This is a genomic window from Flavobacterium humi (assembly GCF_004745595.1).
GTDB lineage: Bacteria > Bacteroidota > Bacteroidia > Flavobacteriales > Flavobacteriaceae > Flavobacterium > Flavobacterium humi.
Map to the genome: position 1 here is coordinate 259,102 of NZ_SRLH01000002.1, position 14,403 is coordinate 273,504.

The 14,403-nt window shown below is 41.1% G+C and carries 16 protein-coding genes; 7 read left to right on the forward strand and 9 right to left on the reverse strand.

The annotated features are described in order from the left end of the window. Positions 1-59: 59 nt before the first annotated feature. A complete protein-coding gene (menD, locus tag E4635_RS04085; RefSeq protein ID WP_135525348.1) occupies positions 60-1,712 on the reverse strand; it encodes a 2-succinyl-5-enolpyruvyl-6-hydroxy-3-cyclohexene-1-carboxylic-acid synthase in 1,653 nt (550 codons plus the stop codon). 87 nt (positions 1,713-1,799) lie between these two features. Beyond that, positions 1,800-2,489, reverse strand: coding sequence for a hypothetical protein (locus tag E4635_RS04090; RefSeq protein WP_135525349.1), 690 nt, complete (start codon positions 2,487-2,489; stop codon positions 1,800-1,802). Positions 2,490-2,635: 146 nt separating this feature from the next. Between E4635_RS04090 and E4635_RS04095 the strand changes: the two genes are divergently transcribed. Together E4635_RS04095 and E4635_RS04100 are read left to right on the forward strand one after the other, a co-directional pair. Beyond that, a complete protein-coding gene (locus E4635_RS04095) occupies positions 2,636-3,133 on the forward strand; it encodes a GNAT family N-acetyltransferase (RefSeq protein ID WP_135525350.1) in 498 nt (165 codons plus the stop codon). Positions 3,134-3,252: 119 nt separating this feature from the next. Beyond that, positions 3,253-5,409 carry a choice-of-anchor I family protein gene (locus E4635_RS04100; RefSeq protein WP_135525351.1) on the forward strand — a complete coding sequence of 719 codons (2,157 nt, stop codon included), beginning with the start codon at positions 3,253-3,255 and terminating at the stop codon, positions 5,407-5,409. A gap of 77 nt (positions 5,410-5,486) precedes the next feature. Here the strand turns inward: E4635_RS04100 and E4635_RS04105 are convergent, their stop codons facing one another. Further along, positions 5,487-6,710 carry a porin gene (locus E4635_RS04105; RefSeq protein WP_135525352.1) on the reverse strand — a complete coding sequence of 408 codons (1,224 nt, stop codon included), beginning with the start codon at positions 6,708-6,710 and terminating at the stop codon, positions 5,487-5,489. Between the two features lie 99 nt (positions 6,711-6,809). Here E4635_RS04105 and prmA point away from each other — a divergent pair, with 99 nt between their 5' ends. From prmA to E4635_RS04125, 4 genes are read left to right on the forward strand one after another with little or no spacing between them, the layout of a single operon-like run. Further along, positions 6,810-7,643, forward strand: a complete 834-nt coding sequence (gene prmA / locus E4635_RS04110) for a 50S ribosomal protein L11 methyltransferase (RefSeq protein ID WP_135525353.1) — start codon at positions 6,810-6,812, stop codon at positions 7,641-7,643. 50 nt (positions 7,644-7,693) lie between these two features. After that, complete coding sequence (locus tag E4635_RS04115) at positions 7,694-7,969, forward strand: ATP-dependent Clp protease adaptor ClpS (protein ID WP_135525354.1); 276 nt, start codon at positions 7,694-7,696, stop codon at positions 7,967-7,969. A 47-nt stretch (positions 7,970-8,016) separates the two neighbouring features. Then, on the forward strand, positions 8,017-9,297 hold the full coding sequence (locus tag E4635_RS04120; RefSeq protein ID WP_135525355.1) for a sterol desaturase family protein: 1,281 nt from the start codon (positions 8,017-8,019) through the stop codon (positions 9,295-9,297). Further along, complete coding sequence (locus E4635_RS04125; RefSeq protein WP_135525356.1) at positions 9,290-9,955, forward strand: lysoplasmalogenase; 666 nt, start codon at positions 9,290-9,292, stop codon at positions 9,953-9,955. The genes E4635_RS04120 and E4635_RS04125 overlap by 8 nt, the downstream gene beginning before the upstream one ends. 42 nt (positions 9,956-9,997) lie before the next feature. On the opposite strand, the gene E4635_RS04130 is transcribed toward E4635_RS04125, so the two are convergent. Then, on the reverse strand, positions 9,998-10,411 hold the full coding sequence (locus E4635_RS04130; RefSeq protein ID WP_135525357.1) for a DUF6691 family protein: 414 nt from the start codon (positions 10,409-10,411) through the stop codon (positions 9,998-10,000). A gap of 10 nt (positions 10,412-10,421) precedes the next feature. Further along, a complete protein-coding gene (locus E4635_RS04135; protein WP_135525358.1) occupies positions 10,422-10,979 on the reverse strand; it encodes a YeeE/YedE family protein in 558 nt (185 codons plus the stop codon). Between the two features lie 68 nt (positions 10,980-11,047). Between E4635_RS04135 and E4635_RS04140 the strand changes: the two genes are divergently transcribed. Then, positions 11,048-11,500: a 2-dehydro-3-deoxyphosphooctonate aldolase gene (locus E4635_RS04140; RefSeq protein ID WP_135525359.1), complete on the forward strand. Its 453-nt coding sequence runs from the start codon at positions 11,048-11,050 to the stop codon at positions 11,498-11,500. Positions 11,501-11,551: 51 nt separating this feature from the next. Here the strand turns inward: E4635_RS04140 and E4635_RS04145 are convergent, their stop codons facing one another. From E4635_RS04145 to E4635_RS04160, 4 genes are all read right to left on the reverse strand, one after another. After that, positions 11,552-11,848: a c-type cytochrome gene (locus E4635_RS04145; protein ID WP_135525360.1), complete on the reverse strand. Its 297-nt coding sequence runs from the start codon at positions 11,846-11,848 to the stop codon at positions 11,552-11,554. Between the two features lie 74 nt (positions 11,849-11,922). Further along, entirely contained in the window at positions 11,923-12,948 is a 1,026-nt protein-coding gene (locus E4635_RS04150) for an MvdC/MvdD family ATP grasp protein (protein ID WP_135525361.1), read from the reverse strand. A gap of 74 nt (positions 12,949-13,022) precedes the next feature. Continuing rightward, positions 13,023-13,997, reverse strand: coding sequence for an MvdC/MvdD family ATP grasp protein (locus E4635_RS04155; RefSeq protein ID WP_135525362.1), 975 nt, complete (start codon positions 13,995-13,997; stop codon positions 13,023-13,025). A gap of 50 nt (positions 13,998-14,047) precedes the next feature. Beyond that, complete coding sequence (locus tag E4635_RS04160; protein ID WP_135525363.1) at positions 14,048-14,272, reverse strand: microviridin/marinostatin family tricyclic proteinase inhibitor; 225 nt, start codon at positions 14,270-14,272, stop codon at positions 14,048-14,050. Positions 14,273-14,403: the final 131 nt, after the last annotated feature.

Here is a 14,403-nt window from a genome sequence, read left to right on the forward strand (position 1 = left end):
TCAAATGTAGGTATTATATTAATATTTCAAAAACAATTTCCGGCAAAAAGACAAGAATCCTAAACTAAATTCTTAAAATAATCTAATAATAACAAATCGTTAACATTTGTAGGAGTAAAAACCTCAAGAATTCCCGGTTTTTCTGATTGTATCAAATTTTCCAGGCCTGATGCAAGCGATGCAGCATTATTGGCTGTTGTGTACTGAAAATGGTACATCTTGGCCAAATGTTCTGCCGTGAGGCTGTGCGATGTTTCAAAATAAGTGGTAAACGTTTCGGTTTGCTGATGGCCCGGCAAAATCCTGAAAATCCCGCCGCCGCCGTTGTTTACCAAGATGATTTTAAAAGTATCAGGAATATAATTGTTCCAAAGGGCATTGCTGTCGTATAAAAAACTGATATCACCCGTAATCAGGATGGTTTCTTTGCCCGATGCCACAGCCGCACCGATTGCTGTGGAAGTGCTGCCGTCTATTCCGCTGGTGCCGCGGTTGCAGAAAACAGCAATGCTTTTATCTATAGGGAACAATTGTGCATAACGGATGGCCGAACTGTTGCTGATCTGCAATTGGCTGGATTGTGGAAGTTCCCGCAATAGCATTTCGAATACTTTCAAATCCGAAAAAACAATCCCGGAAAGGTATTCCTGGTGCTTTTGAGCTCTAAAACCTCTTATTTCCAACGCTTTTTGAAGGTAATCGCTTTGAATTGGGCTTGTTAAAGGCAGGAATTCCGTAAAAAAGGCATTTGGAGCCATTTCGAAATGCTGCGTCAGGCAATCAAAGGTATTGTATGCCCGAAGCTCATCAATGTGCCAGTGCTGAAGTGGTTTGTATTTCCTCAGGAAAGCCTTGATCCTTTTGGAAACAATCATCCCTCCTATGGTTATGAGCATTTCCGGTTGGAATTTTTTAAAATCCTCATCGGTAAAAGGTGTGATGATCGTATCTATATTGGTAATGAAATTCGGGTGGTGCATATTGGAAGTCACTTCGGTCATTACTACAACCGAATCATCATTTGCCAATTGGTCCAAAATGGCCTGCTGTATGAATCCCGGATCGCATCCGCCAATAAGGATTAGTTTCTTTTGGGCCGTATTCCATTGTGGTACAAAAGATTCCAGGTTGGTTTTTGGTTTTTCCGGCGCATACAGATCAATAAAAGCAGGTCGTACCGAAACAGCATCGGTTGTTTCATATAAAGGTTCTTCAAAAGGGGTATTGATATGGACTGGTCCTTTTTTGGCCACAGCCAGAAACAGCGCTTCCTGGATTTTCAAATCGTTTTCCTCCGAAGCCAATTCGGTCAGGTTCGCATTGTACAAACTATGGTTTGCGAAGACATTTTCCTGGCGGATGGTTTGCCCATCGCCAATATCGATCTTGTTTTGCGGACGGTCTGCCGAGATAACTACCAGCGGGATCTGGCTGTAGAATGCTTCGGCTACGGCCGGATAATAATTGAGCAGGGCCGAACCGGAAGTACAAAGCAATGCTACAGGCTGGTGCAGCTGTTGTGCCATTCCCAAAGCGAAAAAAGCAGCGCACCGCTCATCGGCAATGCTGTAACAGGTAAAAGCGGGATTATTTGTAAAACCAATGGTTAGCGGCGCATTGCGCGAACCCGGTGAAATGACAATGTGTTGGAGTCCTTTGGCTTTGCAAATCTCAAGGATGCTTTGCGCCAAGGGTATTTTTGGGTAGATCATGTTTTTTAGCAATTGCTGAAACGCAAAGTTACAAAGTTGCCGATGATTTTCGTATGATTTAGGGAATTAATGCGAGGAATTCTTCTTCTAATGACCGGAAAGCTGTTCCTCTTCTTCCTTGAGGATCATGAACCTATAAAAGGTATAATTGGAAATACCGTAAAAAACAATTACCATCTGCAAAAAGATTTGCTGTTTCAGGTAAAATTTATTGATAAAAAACAAACCTATCTGAACCACAAAAAGCAAGGCACTGATAAAAAGCCACACGCTTTTCCTGTCGTTCGTAAAAAAGAAATTGGCAACAGAAAGGCCTCCCAAAAAAGAAGTCAGCAGCCCGTTGAGGATCCACAAATAGATGCTGTCGTGCAATACATCGCTTACCAGGTCAATGAAATACAAATGCACAAAAAGGAAAGGCAGGGCGGTAAGCACCGTTTCAAACCATCTTTTCTCCTTGATGGCCTTATATATGATGATGACCATCAGGAGCCTAAACATGACCGAAGCCGCAGCCCCATAAAACAGGCAGGTTTCGGTATTTTTACCAAAGAAAAGATACGCGGCCTGAAAAAACAAAAACGCCAGGAAATACCAATAATCCCTTTTGACGGAGGAGCAGAAATAAAGCAAAGCCAGGATAGGAACCCTTACAAATCCGAAAAAACCTTTCAGGGGTTCGTATTCAAAAAAAACAAGCACACTGTAAATCAATACGGTGATAAAGTACATGATACTTAAGCCCCATGTGACCCTATTTCTCTGTTGCGTATCCATACCTAAAATTAAAAATTATTTTCCACTCTTCCTTATTTACTCGTCAAACTACTGAAAATTAGCGTTATATCACTTATCCAACAACTTGATTTCTTTTTTGAAGTTTCTGTTATATTTCTTATTTTTGATGTTCTAAACCCACAGATATGAGTCTTACTATACGTCACGCCACTATCCAGGACATGCCAGGTGTTTTGGAAATTGTTAACCATGAGATTTTACACACTACTTCAATTTGGGAATACGACGAACGAACATTAGAGGAACAGGAACGGATCTTCAGGGAAAAACAGGAAAAGGAGTTTCCGTTTATTGTTGGCGTGGATAATGGGAAAATTGTCGCTTTCGGCACATACGGGCCCTTCCGGTTCAAACAGGGCTATAAATTTACGGTGGAACATTCACTGTATGTACACAAGGATTTTATCGGGAACGGATTCGGCGCCATTATCCTCAAAGGCCTGATCGCTTTGGCCAAAGGACAGAAACTGCATAGCATGATTGGCGTTATTGATGCGGAAAATGAAGGAAGCATCCATTTCCATGAAAAATTGGGATTCGTCAAAAACGGGCACCTTGAAGAAACAGGTTATAAATTCGGCAGATGGCTGGATTCGGTTTTCATGCAGCTCATCCTGGAATAAACCGCAATTTTACCGGATTAACCTAAACATAAACTTATACTCATTATAAGATGTTTTTAAATTAAACATTACTTAATTTGGGATTTTGACATTTGTGCGTAACTAAAACCAACGCACTTATGTCTAAAAATTACCTATTCCGCAATGCCATAACCCTACTTTTGTTATGCCTTGCCTCTACTTTTTCCTGGAGCCAGACCGTTTCTTTCGCTTCGAATTTTATTGTAGCCAATGAAAACCAGGGAAATATAAGCATCACTTTAAACCTGACGGCCCCAACTACTTCTTCTGTAAATTTGGTGGTGAAAGGTTCTCCTTTCAGTACGGCTGATGCCAATGATTTCACATTAGGGACACAAACGTTGCAGTTTACTTCCGCCAGCGCCACCACACAGACCATTATCTTTCCGGTAATTGACGATGTAGCATTAGAACAACATTCGGAATATTTTGTATTGAGTTTGGAAAATCCGTCAGGGCTTACCATTTCAGGCAATGCTTTGGCCACGATTTACATTAAAGACAATGAAGTGGCAGCACCTGTTCCGACAAATGACCTGCAACTGGATTATATCGGGAGTTTCGATCCTTCCGGAGCCAGTAGCAGTACGTGCGAAATTGTAGTACACGATCCGGTTTCCCAACGTTTGTTTACCATCAGTGCGATTGCCAAGAAATTGGATATCATCAATTTTTCCAATCCGGCCAGCTTAAGTGTTGTCACTTCAATAGATATGACTCCTTATGGCGGAATCACGAGCGTGGCTGTAAAAAACGGAATTGTAGCCGTCGCTTCTCCTAACGCCAACGAACAACTAAACGGTTCTGTTGTTTTTTTTGATACGAATGGGGTTTTCCTCAAACAAGTAACCGTAGGCGCCTTGCCGGACATGGTCACTTTTACTCCAGATGGCAATAAAGTCCTGACTGCCAATGAAGGCCAGCCAAACGATGCTTATACGGTCGATCCGGAAGGTTCTGTTTCCATTATTGATATTTCAGGCGGTATTGCCGGCCTGTCGCAATCAAACGTAACTACTTTACTGTTTACCGGATATAATGCTCAGGAAGCTGCTTTAACAACGTCCGGCATCCGAAAGACCAAAGCTTCCAGCACCTTGTCACAGGATTTGGAACCGGAATATATTACCGTAAGTGCCGATTCTCAAAAAGCCTGGGTAACCATCCAGGAGAACAATGCCATTGCAGAAATCAATTTGGCAACCAATGCATTTGCCGATCTTTGGCCTTTAGGCACAAAAGATGTAAGCCAGCCTGGAAACGGAATGGATATTTCGGATAACAACAATCAGGTACTCATTGCCAACTGGCCAATTAAAGCCTTCTACATCCCGGATGGCGTGGCCAATTATACCGTAGCCGGAACAACGTACCTTGTTACTGCAAATGAAGGGGACGAAAAAGAATACACCGGCCTGAACGAAAGAACCACAATAGGTGCCGCGACATTGGATGCTGCCAGTTTTCCGCAAAGCGCAATGCTTAAAAACAATAACAATGCCGGAAGGATGCGCGTGACCAACCTAAACGGCAATACCGATGCCGATGCCGCTTACGAAGAACTGTATTGTTTGGGAAGCCGTTCTTTTTCTATCTTCAATGCTTCGACCAAATCGATCGTATATGACAGTGGCGATGATTTTGAACGGTATACAGCCCTGACACCTTCTATCAGTGCACTTTTCAATGCAGACCATAGCGATAATGTCAAAAAAGGAAGAAGCCGTGCCAAAGGACCTGAACCTGAAGGTATTACCCTTGCAACTTTAAACGGTAAGACTTTTGCTTTCATTACTTTGGAAAGAGTTGGAGGTGTTATGGTATACGACATCACGAATCCTAATGACGTTAAATTCGTGGCGTATAAAAACAGTCGTAATGTTTCTGCATATGCCGGTGACAACGGGCCGGAAGGCGTTCTTTTCATCAAAGCCGAAAATACCACTACAGGGAAAAATTATGTGGCTGTGGCCAATGAAATAAGCGGGACCATTTCTTTATTTGAAGTAAATGCCGTCAACCTCTCAAATCCTGATCTTTCCATGGAACCAAAAACATTTGTGATTTTCCCGAATCCGGCAGAAAACGGGATCGTTTATTTTAACCGGGCCGCCAATTTTGAATTGTACGATTGCTCCGGGAAACTGATCCAGCAGGAACAAAACGCATTAACCATAAACACTGCTGTCCTTGCCCCTGGGATTTACCTGGTAAAGACTTCAGAAGGAATTGTAAAGAAATTGGTAGTTAAGTAATTTGGGTTTCATACGTTCTTTACAAAAAAAGCCAGATAAGGGATTCCTTTCTGGCTTTTTGCTTTTGTATATGGTTGTTAGATTCCTATTTCGACCTGGAAACGGACATACATATTGTTTTTGGTCACATTGGCATCAAAAAACTGGTTCTCATACGTGCATTCCGCCTGCAGTTTCAAGGCATGCTCCCAAATGTATTTGTTTACCCCAACACTAAACTGTTCTGTATTAGGCGCATACGCTTTGATTTTATTCTCGACTTGTTGCTTGGAAAAACGGCCAATCACTTCATATTTGCCCGGAAAATAATAACTCAGCTGGTAATCCTGGCCATTTCCTATAAAAACCGCTTTGGTTTGTGTTACATCCAAAGAATTGACAGTGACAGGGTTGGAAGAACTTCTTTGCATATACGTGGTCATAAATGCCCATCCTTTGTATTTTAAGATCGCGTCAAGCAAAAGCGTGTTCATGTCCCGGCTTTCAAAGAGGATTTCTCCCATCTGCCCTTGTGTTTTCCTGGCTTTGTTATTGAAATTATACGCTCCGGAAATCATTAATTTGGGTTTTTCTTCCCGCAAGATATCTCCTTCGAAATAATGCCCGTCTTTTTTGAATTTCCCAAACGGCAGGAATTCGGCCTTCCCGGTAAAGGACAATCCATTATTGTCTTTGTTGGTATTGGTCCAGTTACGCCCTTCTCCTAAAGTAACCGCTCCTTTGAAGTTGTATGAAAATTTATCAGGAAACTCATTGATGTTGGCAAAATGCACCCCGAAATCACGGTCTATGCTAAAACGGGTATTGTTAATGGAACGGTCCGTCAACTGAATTGCTCCTGACGAATTTACCGCCTGCCTTGTCCCAGGCAATTTGGACAATCCGAAACCTATCTGCCAATGGCTGTTGGGTTTGTAGTATAAGATCGCATCACGGACCACATTCAGGTTTTCATTAGGTTTCACCGCACCTACATCTCCTACTCCGAAAGACAATTGAAGGACATATAAAAATTTAGGATTCCCGACAAAACCGTCAAAACGCAAACGCAAACGGCGTACTTGTGCTTCGTAAAAAGGTTCTGTACCTTCGTTATCCACATAGCTAAGGCGGTTTTGCATCCTGAAGCGCATATTGAATTGAAAAAGGCTGTCCGGAGAGGTTATCCCAATGCCTTTCCCGAAGTTATAATACGGAAGAGAGGTTAATTTCAAATCGTTGTCTTTGGTATTGATCTTTACGATTTGTGCCTGTGCTGCTGCTGTTAGACAGAAGGCAATCAAAAGAAAAATTCTTTTCATGTTATGAAAATGTTAGTTGTGTGTTATTTGGCTGCAAAACTAATGTTATTAATTTCAGTCAATATTAAGTAATTGTTACCTTTGCGGAAATTTTTTGTTATGGAAAACGTATATATAGGATATCATTTTTCGGTCGAGCCGAAAGAACCGGGATCAGAAATATTAATTGCCGAATTAGGTGAAAAACCCTTTGAAAGCTTTATCGAGACGGAAACCGGATTTTCGGCCTTCATCCAAAAACAGCTTTGGACAGAAGATATCCTGAACGATATTTATATTCTCGGATCTGATGAATTCAAGATTTCCTACACTATGGAAGAAATCGAACAGGTGAACTGGAATGAAGAGTGGGAAAAAAATTTCGAACCGATTGATGTGGATGGAATGTGCCATGTCCGCGCGCCTTTCCACCCGAAAACAAACGCCCAATACGATATTATCATCGAACCGAAAATGAGCTTTGGAACCGGCCACCACGAAACGACACACATGATGATCCAGCATTTGCTTGAAAACGATGTGACCGGAATGAAAACATTGGACATGGGTTGCGGAACGGCTATTTTGGCTATTCTTGCCGAAATGAAAGGTGCCCAGCCTATCGATGCCATCGATATTGACAACTGGTGCTACCTGAATTCGATTGAGAATGCCCAGCGCAATAATTGCAGCCATATTTCGGTATATGAAGGTGATGCCGCTTTGCTAAAAGGCAAAAAATACGATTTGATCATTGCCAATATCAACCGGAACATCTTATTGAACGATATGCAGGCCTATGTGGATTGCCTCAATGAAAAAGGGACAATCCTTTTTAGCGGTTTTTACGAAGAAGACATTCCTTTTATTGATGCATCCTGTACCGAAAAGGGCTTGACGTTTGTAAAAAAACTGCAACGGAACAACTGGGTATCATTAAAATATGTAAATTAGTAACAGCTTTACGCCAGAGTAAAACCTACCATAATCCAGAAATCTGCAAAATGGCAACTATAGAAAAAACACAAACCGACGTTTCAGTTCTTGAAGCCGTTGGGATTAACAACGAAATTGTATTGTACAATGATGACGTGAATACCTTTGACCATGTCATCGAAACCTTGATCCGGGTATGCAACCACGACGAACTGCAAGCCGAACAATGTGCCCTTTTGGTGCATTATAAAGGAAAATGTACTGTAAAAACAGGAGCTTTCGACGAATTAAAACCGCAATGCACACAATTACTCGAAGCAGGCCTGAGTGCTGAAATCGTTTAATATCATACTCCGGAACAAACTTCTATTAACAAAAAAACCAACAAACCATGGAACAATACGGAAAAATACTCATCATCGCGATGCCGTTATTTTTGCTTTTAATCATAATTGAAAAAATATACGGATATTACAAAGGAGTGAATTATGTCCCGCTGATGGATAGTGTTTCGAGCATCAGCTCCGGTATTACCAACGCCGTCAAGGATGTTCTGGGCCTGAGTATTTCCATTTTGACCTACGAGTGGATGGTTTCAAAAATGGCTTTGTTTACGATGGAAGCTTCCGTCCTGACCTATGCCATTGCTTTTATCGTGATTGATTTTTATGGATATTGGGGACATCGCTGGGCCCATCAGATTAATTTTTTCTGGAACAAGCATGCCATCCATCATAGTTCGGAAGAATTCAATTTAGCTTGTGCGCTGCGGCAGACCGTTTCCAGTTTTATCAATTTATTTACCTTTTTATTGATTCCGGCAGCCATTTTAGGTGTTCCGGCGCAAGTTATTGCCATTACCTTGCCTATTCAGTTGTTTTTACAATTTTGGTACCACACAAGGTATATTGGCAAGATGGGTTTTTTGGAAAAAATATTGGTGACGCCTTCCCATCATAGGGTACACCATGCCATCAATCCGGAGTATATGGACAAAAACCATTCGCAGATATTTATCATCTGGGACAAATTATTTGGCACTTTCCAGGAAGAATTACCGGAAGTCCCGGCTGTATTCGGCATTACAAGGCCGGCTGAAACCTGGAATCCGATCAAGATCAATTTCCAGCACTTGTGGCTTTTAACACGTGATGCCTGGCATGCGGAAAACTGGAAAGACAAATTCCGGATTTGGTTTATGCCTACAGGCTGGCGCCCGGAAGGTTTCGACCAAAAATACCCTATCCATAAAATTGACGACGTTTTTAATTTCAACAAATACGGGACAGACAATTCCAACAAGCTGATTTACTGGTCTGTTGCTCAAATGCTCATTACGCTTTTATTTGTAAGCTACCTTTTTGACAATATTGCCAAAATCGGGTTGCCTAACATTTTTGTATACGGCGCCTTTCTTTTTATAACGGTTTACAGCTATACGGAATTGATGGACAAGCACAAACTATCCTTTGTATGGGAAGCCCTCCGGTATGTTTTTGCCATTGGGGTCATTACGTATTACGGCGATTGGTTCGGGTTGAATGCGATTATCCCGTTTGGGACCTATCTGGTAATGGGATACCTGACACTTTCTTTGGCCGTCAGTATTTATTTTGTTACTTTAGAGTTTAGAAGTCAGAACCAACCTATTTTAAATCCGTTAAATGAATAATTTCTTAAAGCATTTCCTTATTATCAGTTCGTTTTACCTATTGTTGTTATTCCTGGGGAAAGACAGCTGGGCTTGGGTACTCAAACCTTTTTTGCTGCCTTTTTTAATTCTTACGGTTAATAAGGCTGCCAATTTCCCAACAAAAAAATGGCTGCTTTGGGCATTGCTTTTCTCCTGGATAGGTGATGTAGTACTTATGTTTGCAGACAAAGGGGAATTGTATTTCATTTTTGGGCTGGTTTCGTTCCTGATTGCCCATATTTTGTTCATCATCCTTTTCTTTAAGCAGGATCCCGGCAGGAAATCGCTCAACAAAGTTTTGTTCGGATTGGGAGTTATTATGGTTTCCGCTTACTTATATGGCATGCTAACGATACTTTTTCCAACCCTGGGCGATTTGAAAATCCCGGTTTCCGTGTATGCTTTTACCATTTCCTTAATGCTTGTGATGGCTATCCGAGGGGCTTTACTTTGGCAAAAGCCAATGAACCTCCTTGTTTTGAATGGAGCGATCGCTTTTGTGACTTCGGACAGTATTTTGGCCATGAATAAATTTTACAGCCCATTGCCCAACGCCAGTTTTTTGATTATGGTCACGTATATCGTGGCGCAATACCTGATCGTTTTGGGGATATTGAAATTAAATGAAAAAGAGTAGCCTTCCGCTGGAAATACTATTCTTTTGCATATTTTATTATTTTTAGTGAGGCAGCTTATCTTTCAAAACACCGTATAAAAAAGTCCCGATCAAAGCGCCAATCAGGATCAAACCGACACTCATAAACCCGGCCCCGATCAGTATGAAAATAGGCCCCGGGCAAGCACCGACCAAAGCCCATCCCAATCCGAAGATCAAACCGCCTATCCAATAACGGATGGAACCTTTCTCTTTGTCTAAAATTTCAATGGGCAAACCGTCAATATCTTTCATTTTTTTCCTTTTGATGACCTGGATCCCAATCACTCCAGTAACAACAGCCACTCCTATTATTCCGTACATATGGAAAGACTGGAACTGGAACATTTCATAAATCCTATACCAGGAAACAGCTTCGCATTTGGTTAAAACAATCCCGAAAAAAAAGCCGGTAAATATATATTTAAGTAAATTCATAACGTGATAATTAAAATAACAACGGGAAAATAAAATGAGCCATAATCAAACCTCCGACAAAAAAACCGATCACCGCCTTGAGTGATGGCAATTGCAGGTTGCTCAATCCTGAAATGGCATGTCCTGAAGTACAACCTCCGGCATACCTGGACCCAAAACCGATAAGGATCCCCCCGGTTAACAGGATGAAAATCATTTTAGGCGACTGGAACGCTTCTGCCCCGAACATTGACCTTGGCGCAATATTCCCGTTAGGGGCTTCGATCCCAAAAACAGACAATTGGGTGATGGTATCCGGATTGATGGCCACATTGGAACTATCCGATAAAAAGTGTACCGCTACAAAGCCGCCAACCATCGCACCGAAAACAACCGCAAGATTCCATCGTTGTGATTTCCAGTCCCAATTAAAGAAAGGAACATACCTTCCCACTCCGGTCATAGCGCATAAACTCCTCAAATTAGAAGACATCCCGAAAGTTTTCCCGAAATAAATAAGCAACAGCATGACCATTCCGATGAGAAAACCCGAAACCGACCAATGCCATGTATGTGTAATAATTTCCATGCAAATATTTTTTACAAAAATAACAGAATGTTCTTATATTTGTTACAATCAACTTAAAGATTTAATAAATGAAAAAAGTTCTGTCCGTTTTTTTACTTTTTGCAGTATTTACTTCTTGTATCAGCACAAAATCGACCATCAGGAATATTGACGATTCTATCCCCGGGCCAGGATTAAATGGAAAATACGATAGTTTTATCATTACAAAAAATGCTACAGACAAAAAATACGGATATGATGAAGATTACCCGATAAATGTGGGGTTTACCTCATTGGAAGACGGTACAAGGAACCAGGTTCGTTTTTTGAATGCTTTGGCGGGGCCAAATGGCGAAAAGATAAAATTCGAACTAAAAGACAGCTGTTGCCCTTTTCCAACCAAAAAAACAGAAATGGGGGCCGGAATGATTGATATTTATGAAATTACATGGGAAGGCCAGGCCAAACCCATTTTGCTTTACATCAATAAATTTGAGAAAGGCGAACTGATGATACCCTTAGGTTTTACAGCCCGGAAATAATAAAAAAACCATCCAATACGGATGGTTTTTTGTTTTATGTACAAATCCTAATTAAAGGCCTGCTGTAATATAATTATAGATAGAAGTCTTTTGAGCTTCCGTGATCTTGGCTTTCGGGGCCATACGATTCAGGACAGGAACCCATTCTTCTTTAGTATGCCTGCTTGCCGGGAATAGCTTGTGGCATTTGGCACAATTATTTTCGTAAAGGGTTTTCCCCTCCATCAGTTCAGGGGTCAATACCGCTGCCGGAGCTTCTGTAACAGGTGGTGCCGGAGCTATTTTCGGGGAACAGGAATAAACAAGGATCCCTAAAACGGCAATTCCGAGAATTTTTACTCTAATCATATTTTTCAGTTTTTGATTTGGGTAAATATAAGAAAAAAGTTTATGCTGCAATCCTTTTATTTCCCAACCGGAAATTATAGGACGTTCCAATTGCTTTCTTCCAGAACCGGGTTGTATCTCCTGTTTTCTTTCCCTAACAACACCTTGGCTATCTGATCTGAAATGGCGCCATCTATCAGCCTGTCCAGCCAGAAAAACTCCCCTGCCGAATTTACTTCCAGGAAATAATAGTCGTTTTCAGGTGTCACGATAATATCTATGGCACCATAATTAACCTGGTAGATATCCATCATCTGAAGCAGTTTTTCCTTGATCTCCAATGGCAAATCGTATGGTTTCCAATCTTGTAGCAAGGTTACGCCTTCCCTTCTCCAGTCTAATTTCGCATTTTCCAGTTTTTGGGAATCGATAGCAAACGAAAAAACCTGGTCTCCAACAATAGTTACCCTTAATTCCAGTGCCTTTTCCAATTTTTCCTGAAACTGCATCGGGCAATACTGCAGGGTGTCTATATCATTAAGGTCTTCTTCTTTCATTACATTGGTAAATACGACATTTTCAATCCCGTCCCTGGTAATGGCAAAAGCGCTCTGCATTTTGGAAATGACTCCGCCTGGCCTTTCCTTGATAAACCGTTTGGCTTCTTCCGGGTTGTTGGTAATGCAGGTTTCCGGGATTTTCAGCCCCAAATGCGACGCGATCTTCATTTGTTCTTCCTTGCTATCCAAACGCCTGTACTGGCTGAATTTTCCAATCTGGAAACAATTAAGGCTTTCGAGCATCCCGAAAAGCGTAGCACGCACTTCTCCATGCACACTGCTTAAAAATTCCCCTTCCAGGACAGATGACAAACCGCTTCCCAAATTATGGCTTCTCCTGTACCATAAAGCGGAAATATCATGAATGGAAACCCGTTCTCCTTTGTAATCCAGGTATACTTTCCATTCGTTATTTTCATAGCAGCTGCTCAAGGCATAATGGAGCGGGTACTCGTCTACGTTAAAACGTATCGGCTCTGCATTATACTCTCGTAATTTATTAGAAACAACCTCAATACATTCGTTATCAAGGGAATGCGTGATGATTAATACTTTTTCCATACTTTATTTTCCGGCAATATGCTTCCGGGTGCTATAACGATTATTATTGATTTCAAATTTATTGCGTAACAAGTTTATAGTATCCTCGCTACTAATTTTTCAGCAATGGTTTCTCCAATCGGATAACCCAAATCCCGCTGAATCATACCCCATTCTCCTTGCGGATTTACTTCTAAAAACAAATATTGGCCGTCTTTTTGGCGGATCATGTCAATGGCCCCGAAGAAGAGTTCCATCTTTTTCATCATGACAGTCAGTTTCCCGGCGATTTCATCCGGTAAAACATACGGTTCCCATGCTAATGAAACATCATCTGCCACACGCCAATCTGTTTTTCCTTTTGCTGACGTTTCTGCGTTTATTTTACCTGTAAAGAAAACCCCGTCAACATATACAATTCTCAATTCGTATGCCTTGCTTATATTCCGTTGGAAAATCATCGGGCAATAGGCCAATGTGTCCAGATTGTCCAAATCCGCTTCCCGGATAAGGGTTGTTGGAAAAAACGGGGCGTTCCCGGACATGCTCCTGGATAACGAACCGTGTAATTTCGCAATCATATCCCCTTTGCAGACCGAATGAAAGAAGGTTTTTACTTTTTCCGGATCATTTGTAAACAAGCTTTCCGGGATTTGCAACCCTGATTCATTGGCCAGCCTGAGCTGCTCCAGTTTATTTTCGGCTATCCCGTGGTCTTTGTCCATAGGATTCATCCAGGGTATATTTTTGAGCGACCTGAAAAACAGGCTGCGCATCGTGGAATATTCCTGAAGGTAAATGTTGTGGAAAGAGGCATCCAATTCCTCTGGCAATGCGATCCCCCATAACTTCCTGTACCAAACGGCTTCTACATCTTTAGAGGAAAATGTAAAATCCGGTGTTTGTATGGTAACGGAAACCCCTTGTGAATTCCCGGTATAATCGAAATTCAATTTATGTGAAAAATCATCGGAATTGAAGCGGTACACTTCTTTCCCTAATTCTTTTAATCTTTTAATTACTATATCTACCGTATAATAATCATTGCTATGGCTTATACATAATATCATACTAAAAAATAGGAGCAATGGCTTTGCAACCATTGCTCAAATTCTATTTATTATGCTTCAGTTCCAGCTTCGTCGTTATCAGAAGGGTACTTCATAGTGTGTGCAATATCAACAGAAGGTTTTGTGATGTTTCCTGGTCCGTCTTCGCTGTCAGAAGGATACTTCAATGTTTGCATTGGAGCAGATCCTTGAATTTTAGTTTGCTCGTCTTTAGAAATTTGGTTTTCCAAGAAATTAGCAAAAAAAGGTTTTTTTAGATTTTCTTTGTTTTTCATGATAATTAAAATTTAATTGTGATTAATGTCTGATTTTACTTGCAAATAAACGACACGCTAAAGTATACTATTTTTTAATTTATAAGAATAATTTTACGTTAATTTTAACCTTACAAAAGAAAAAACTTCAG

Coding starts and splice junctions, on each gene's coding strand:
- prmA (WP_135525353.1), top strand. CDS start 6,810: ATGGAAAACGTATATATAGGATATCATTTTTCGGTCGAGCCGAAAGAA.
- E4635_RS04145 (WP_135525360.1), bottom strand. CDS start 11,848: ATGATTAGAGTAAAAATTCTCGGAATTGCCGTTTTAGGGATCCTTGTT.
- E4635_RS04095 (WP_135525350.1), top strand. CDS start 2,636: ATGAGTCTTACTATACGTCACGCCACTATCCAGGACATGCCAGGTGTT.
- E4635_RS04155 (WP_135525362.1), bottom strand. CDS start 13,997: ATGATATTATGTATAAGCCATAGCAATGATTATTATACGGTAGATATA.
- E4635_RS04150 (WP_135525361.1), bottom strand. CDS start 12,948: ATGGAAAAAGTATTAATCATCACGCATTCCCTTGATAACGAATGTATT.
- E4635_RS04115 (WP_135525354.1), top strand. CDS start 7,694: ATGGCAACTATAGAAAAAACACAAACCGACGTTTCAGTTCTTGAAGCC.
- menD (WP_135525348.1), bottom strand. CDS start 1,712: ATGATCTACCCAAAAATACCCTTGGCGCAAAGCATCCTTGAGATTTGC.
- E4635_RS04125 (WP_135525356.1), top strand. CDS start 9,290: ATGAATAATTTCTTAAAGCATTTCCTTATTATCAGTTCGTTTTACCTA.
- E4635_RS04130 (WP_135525357.1), bottom strand. CDS start 10,411: ATGAATTTACTTAAATATATATTTACCGGCTTTTTTTTCGGGATTGTT.
- E4635_RS04120 (WP_135525355.1), top strand. CDS start 8,017: ATGGAACAATACGGAAAAATACTCATCATCGCGATGCCGTTATTTTTG.
- E4635_RS04140 (WP_135525359.1), top strand. CDS start 11,048: ATGAAAAAAGTTCTGTCCGTTTTTTTACTTTTTGCAGTATTTACTTCT.
- E4635_RS04160 (WP_135525363.1), bottom strand. CDS start 14,272: ATGAAAAACAAAGAAAATCTAAAAAAACCTTTTTTTGCTAATTTCTTG.
- E4635_RS04105 (WP_135525352.1), bottom strand. CDS start 6,710: ATGAAAAGAATTTTTCTTTTGATTGCCTTCTGTCTAACAGCAGCAGCA.
- E4635_RS04100 (WP_135525351.1), top strand. CDS start 3,253: ATGTCTAAAAATTACCTATTCCGCAATGCCATAACCCTACTTTTGTTA.
- E4635_RS04135 (WP_135525358.1), bottom strand. CDS start 10,979: ATGGAAATTATTACACATACATGGCATTGGTCGGTTTCGGGTTTTCTC.
- E4635_RS04090 (WP_135525349.1), bottom strand. CDS start 2,489: ATGGATACGCAACAGAGAAATAGGGTCACATGGGGCTTAAGTATCATG.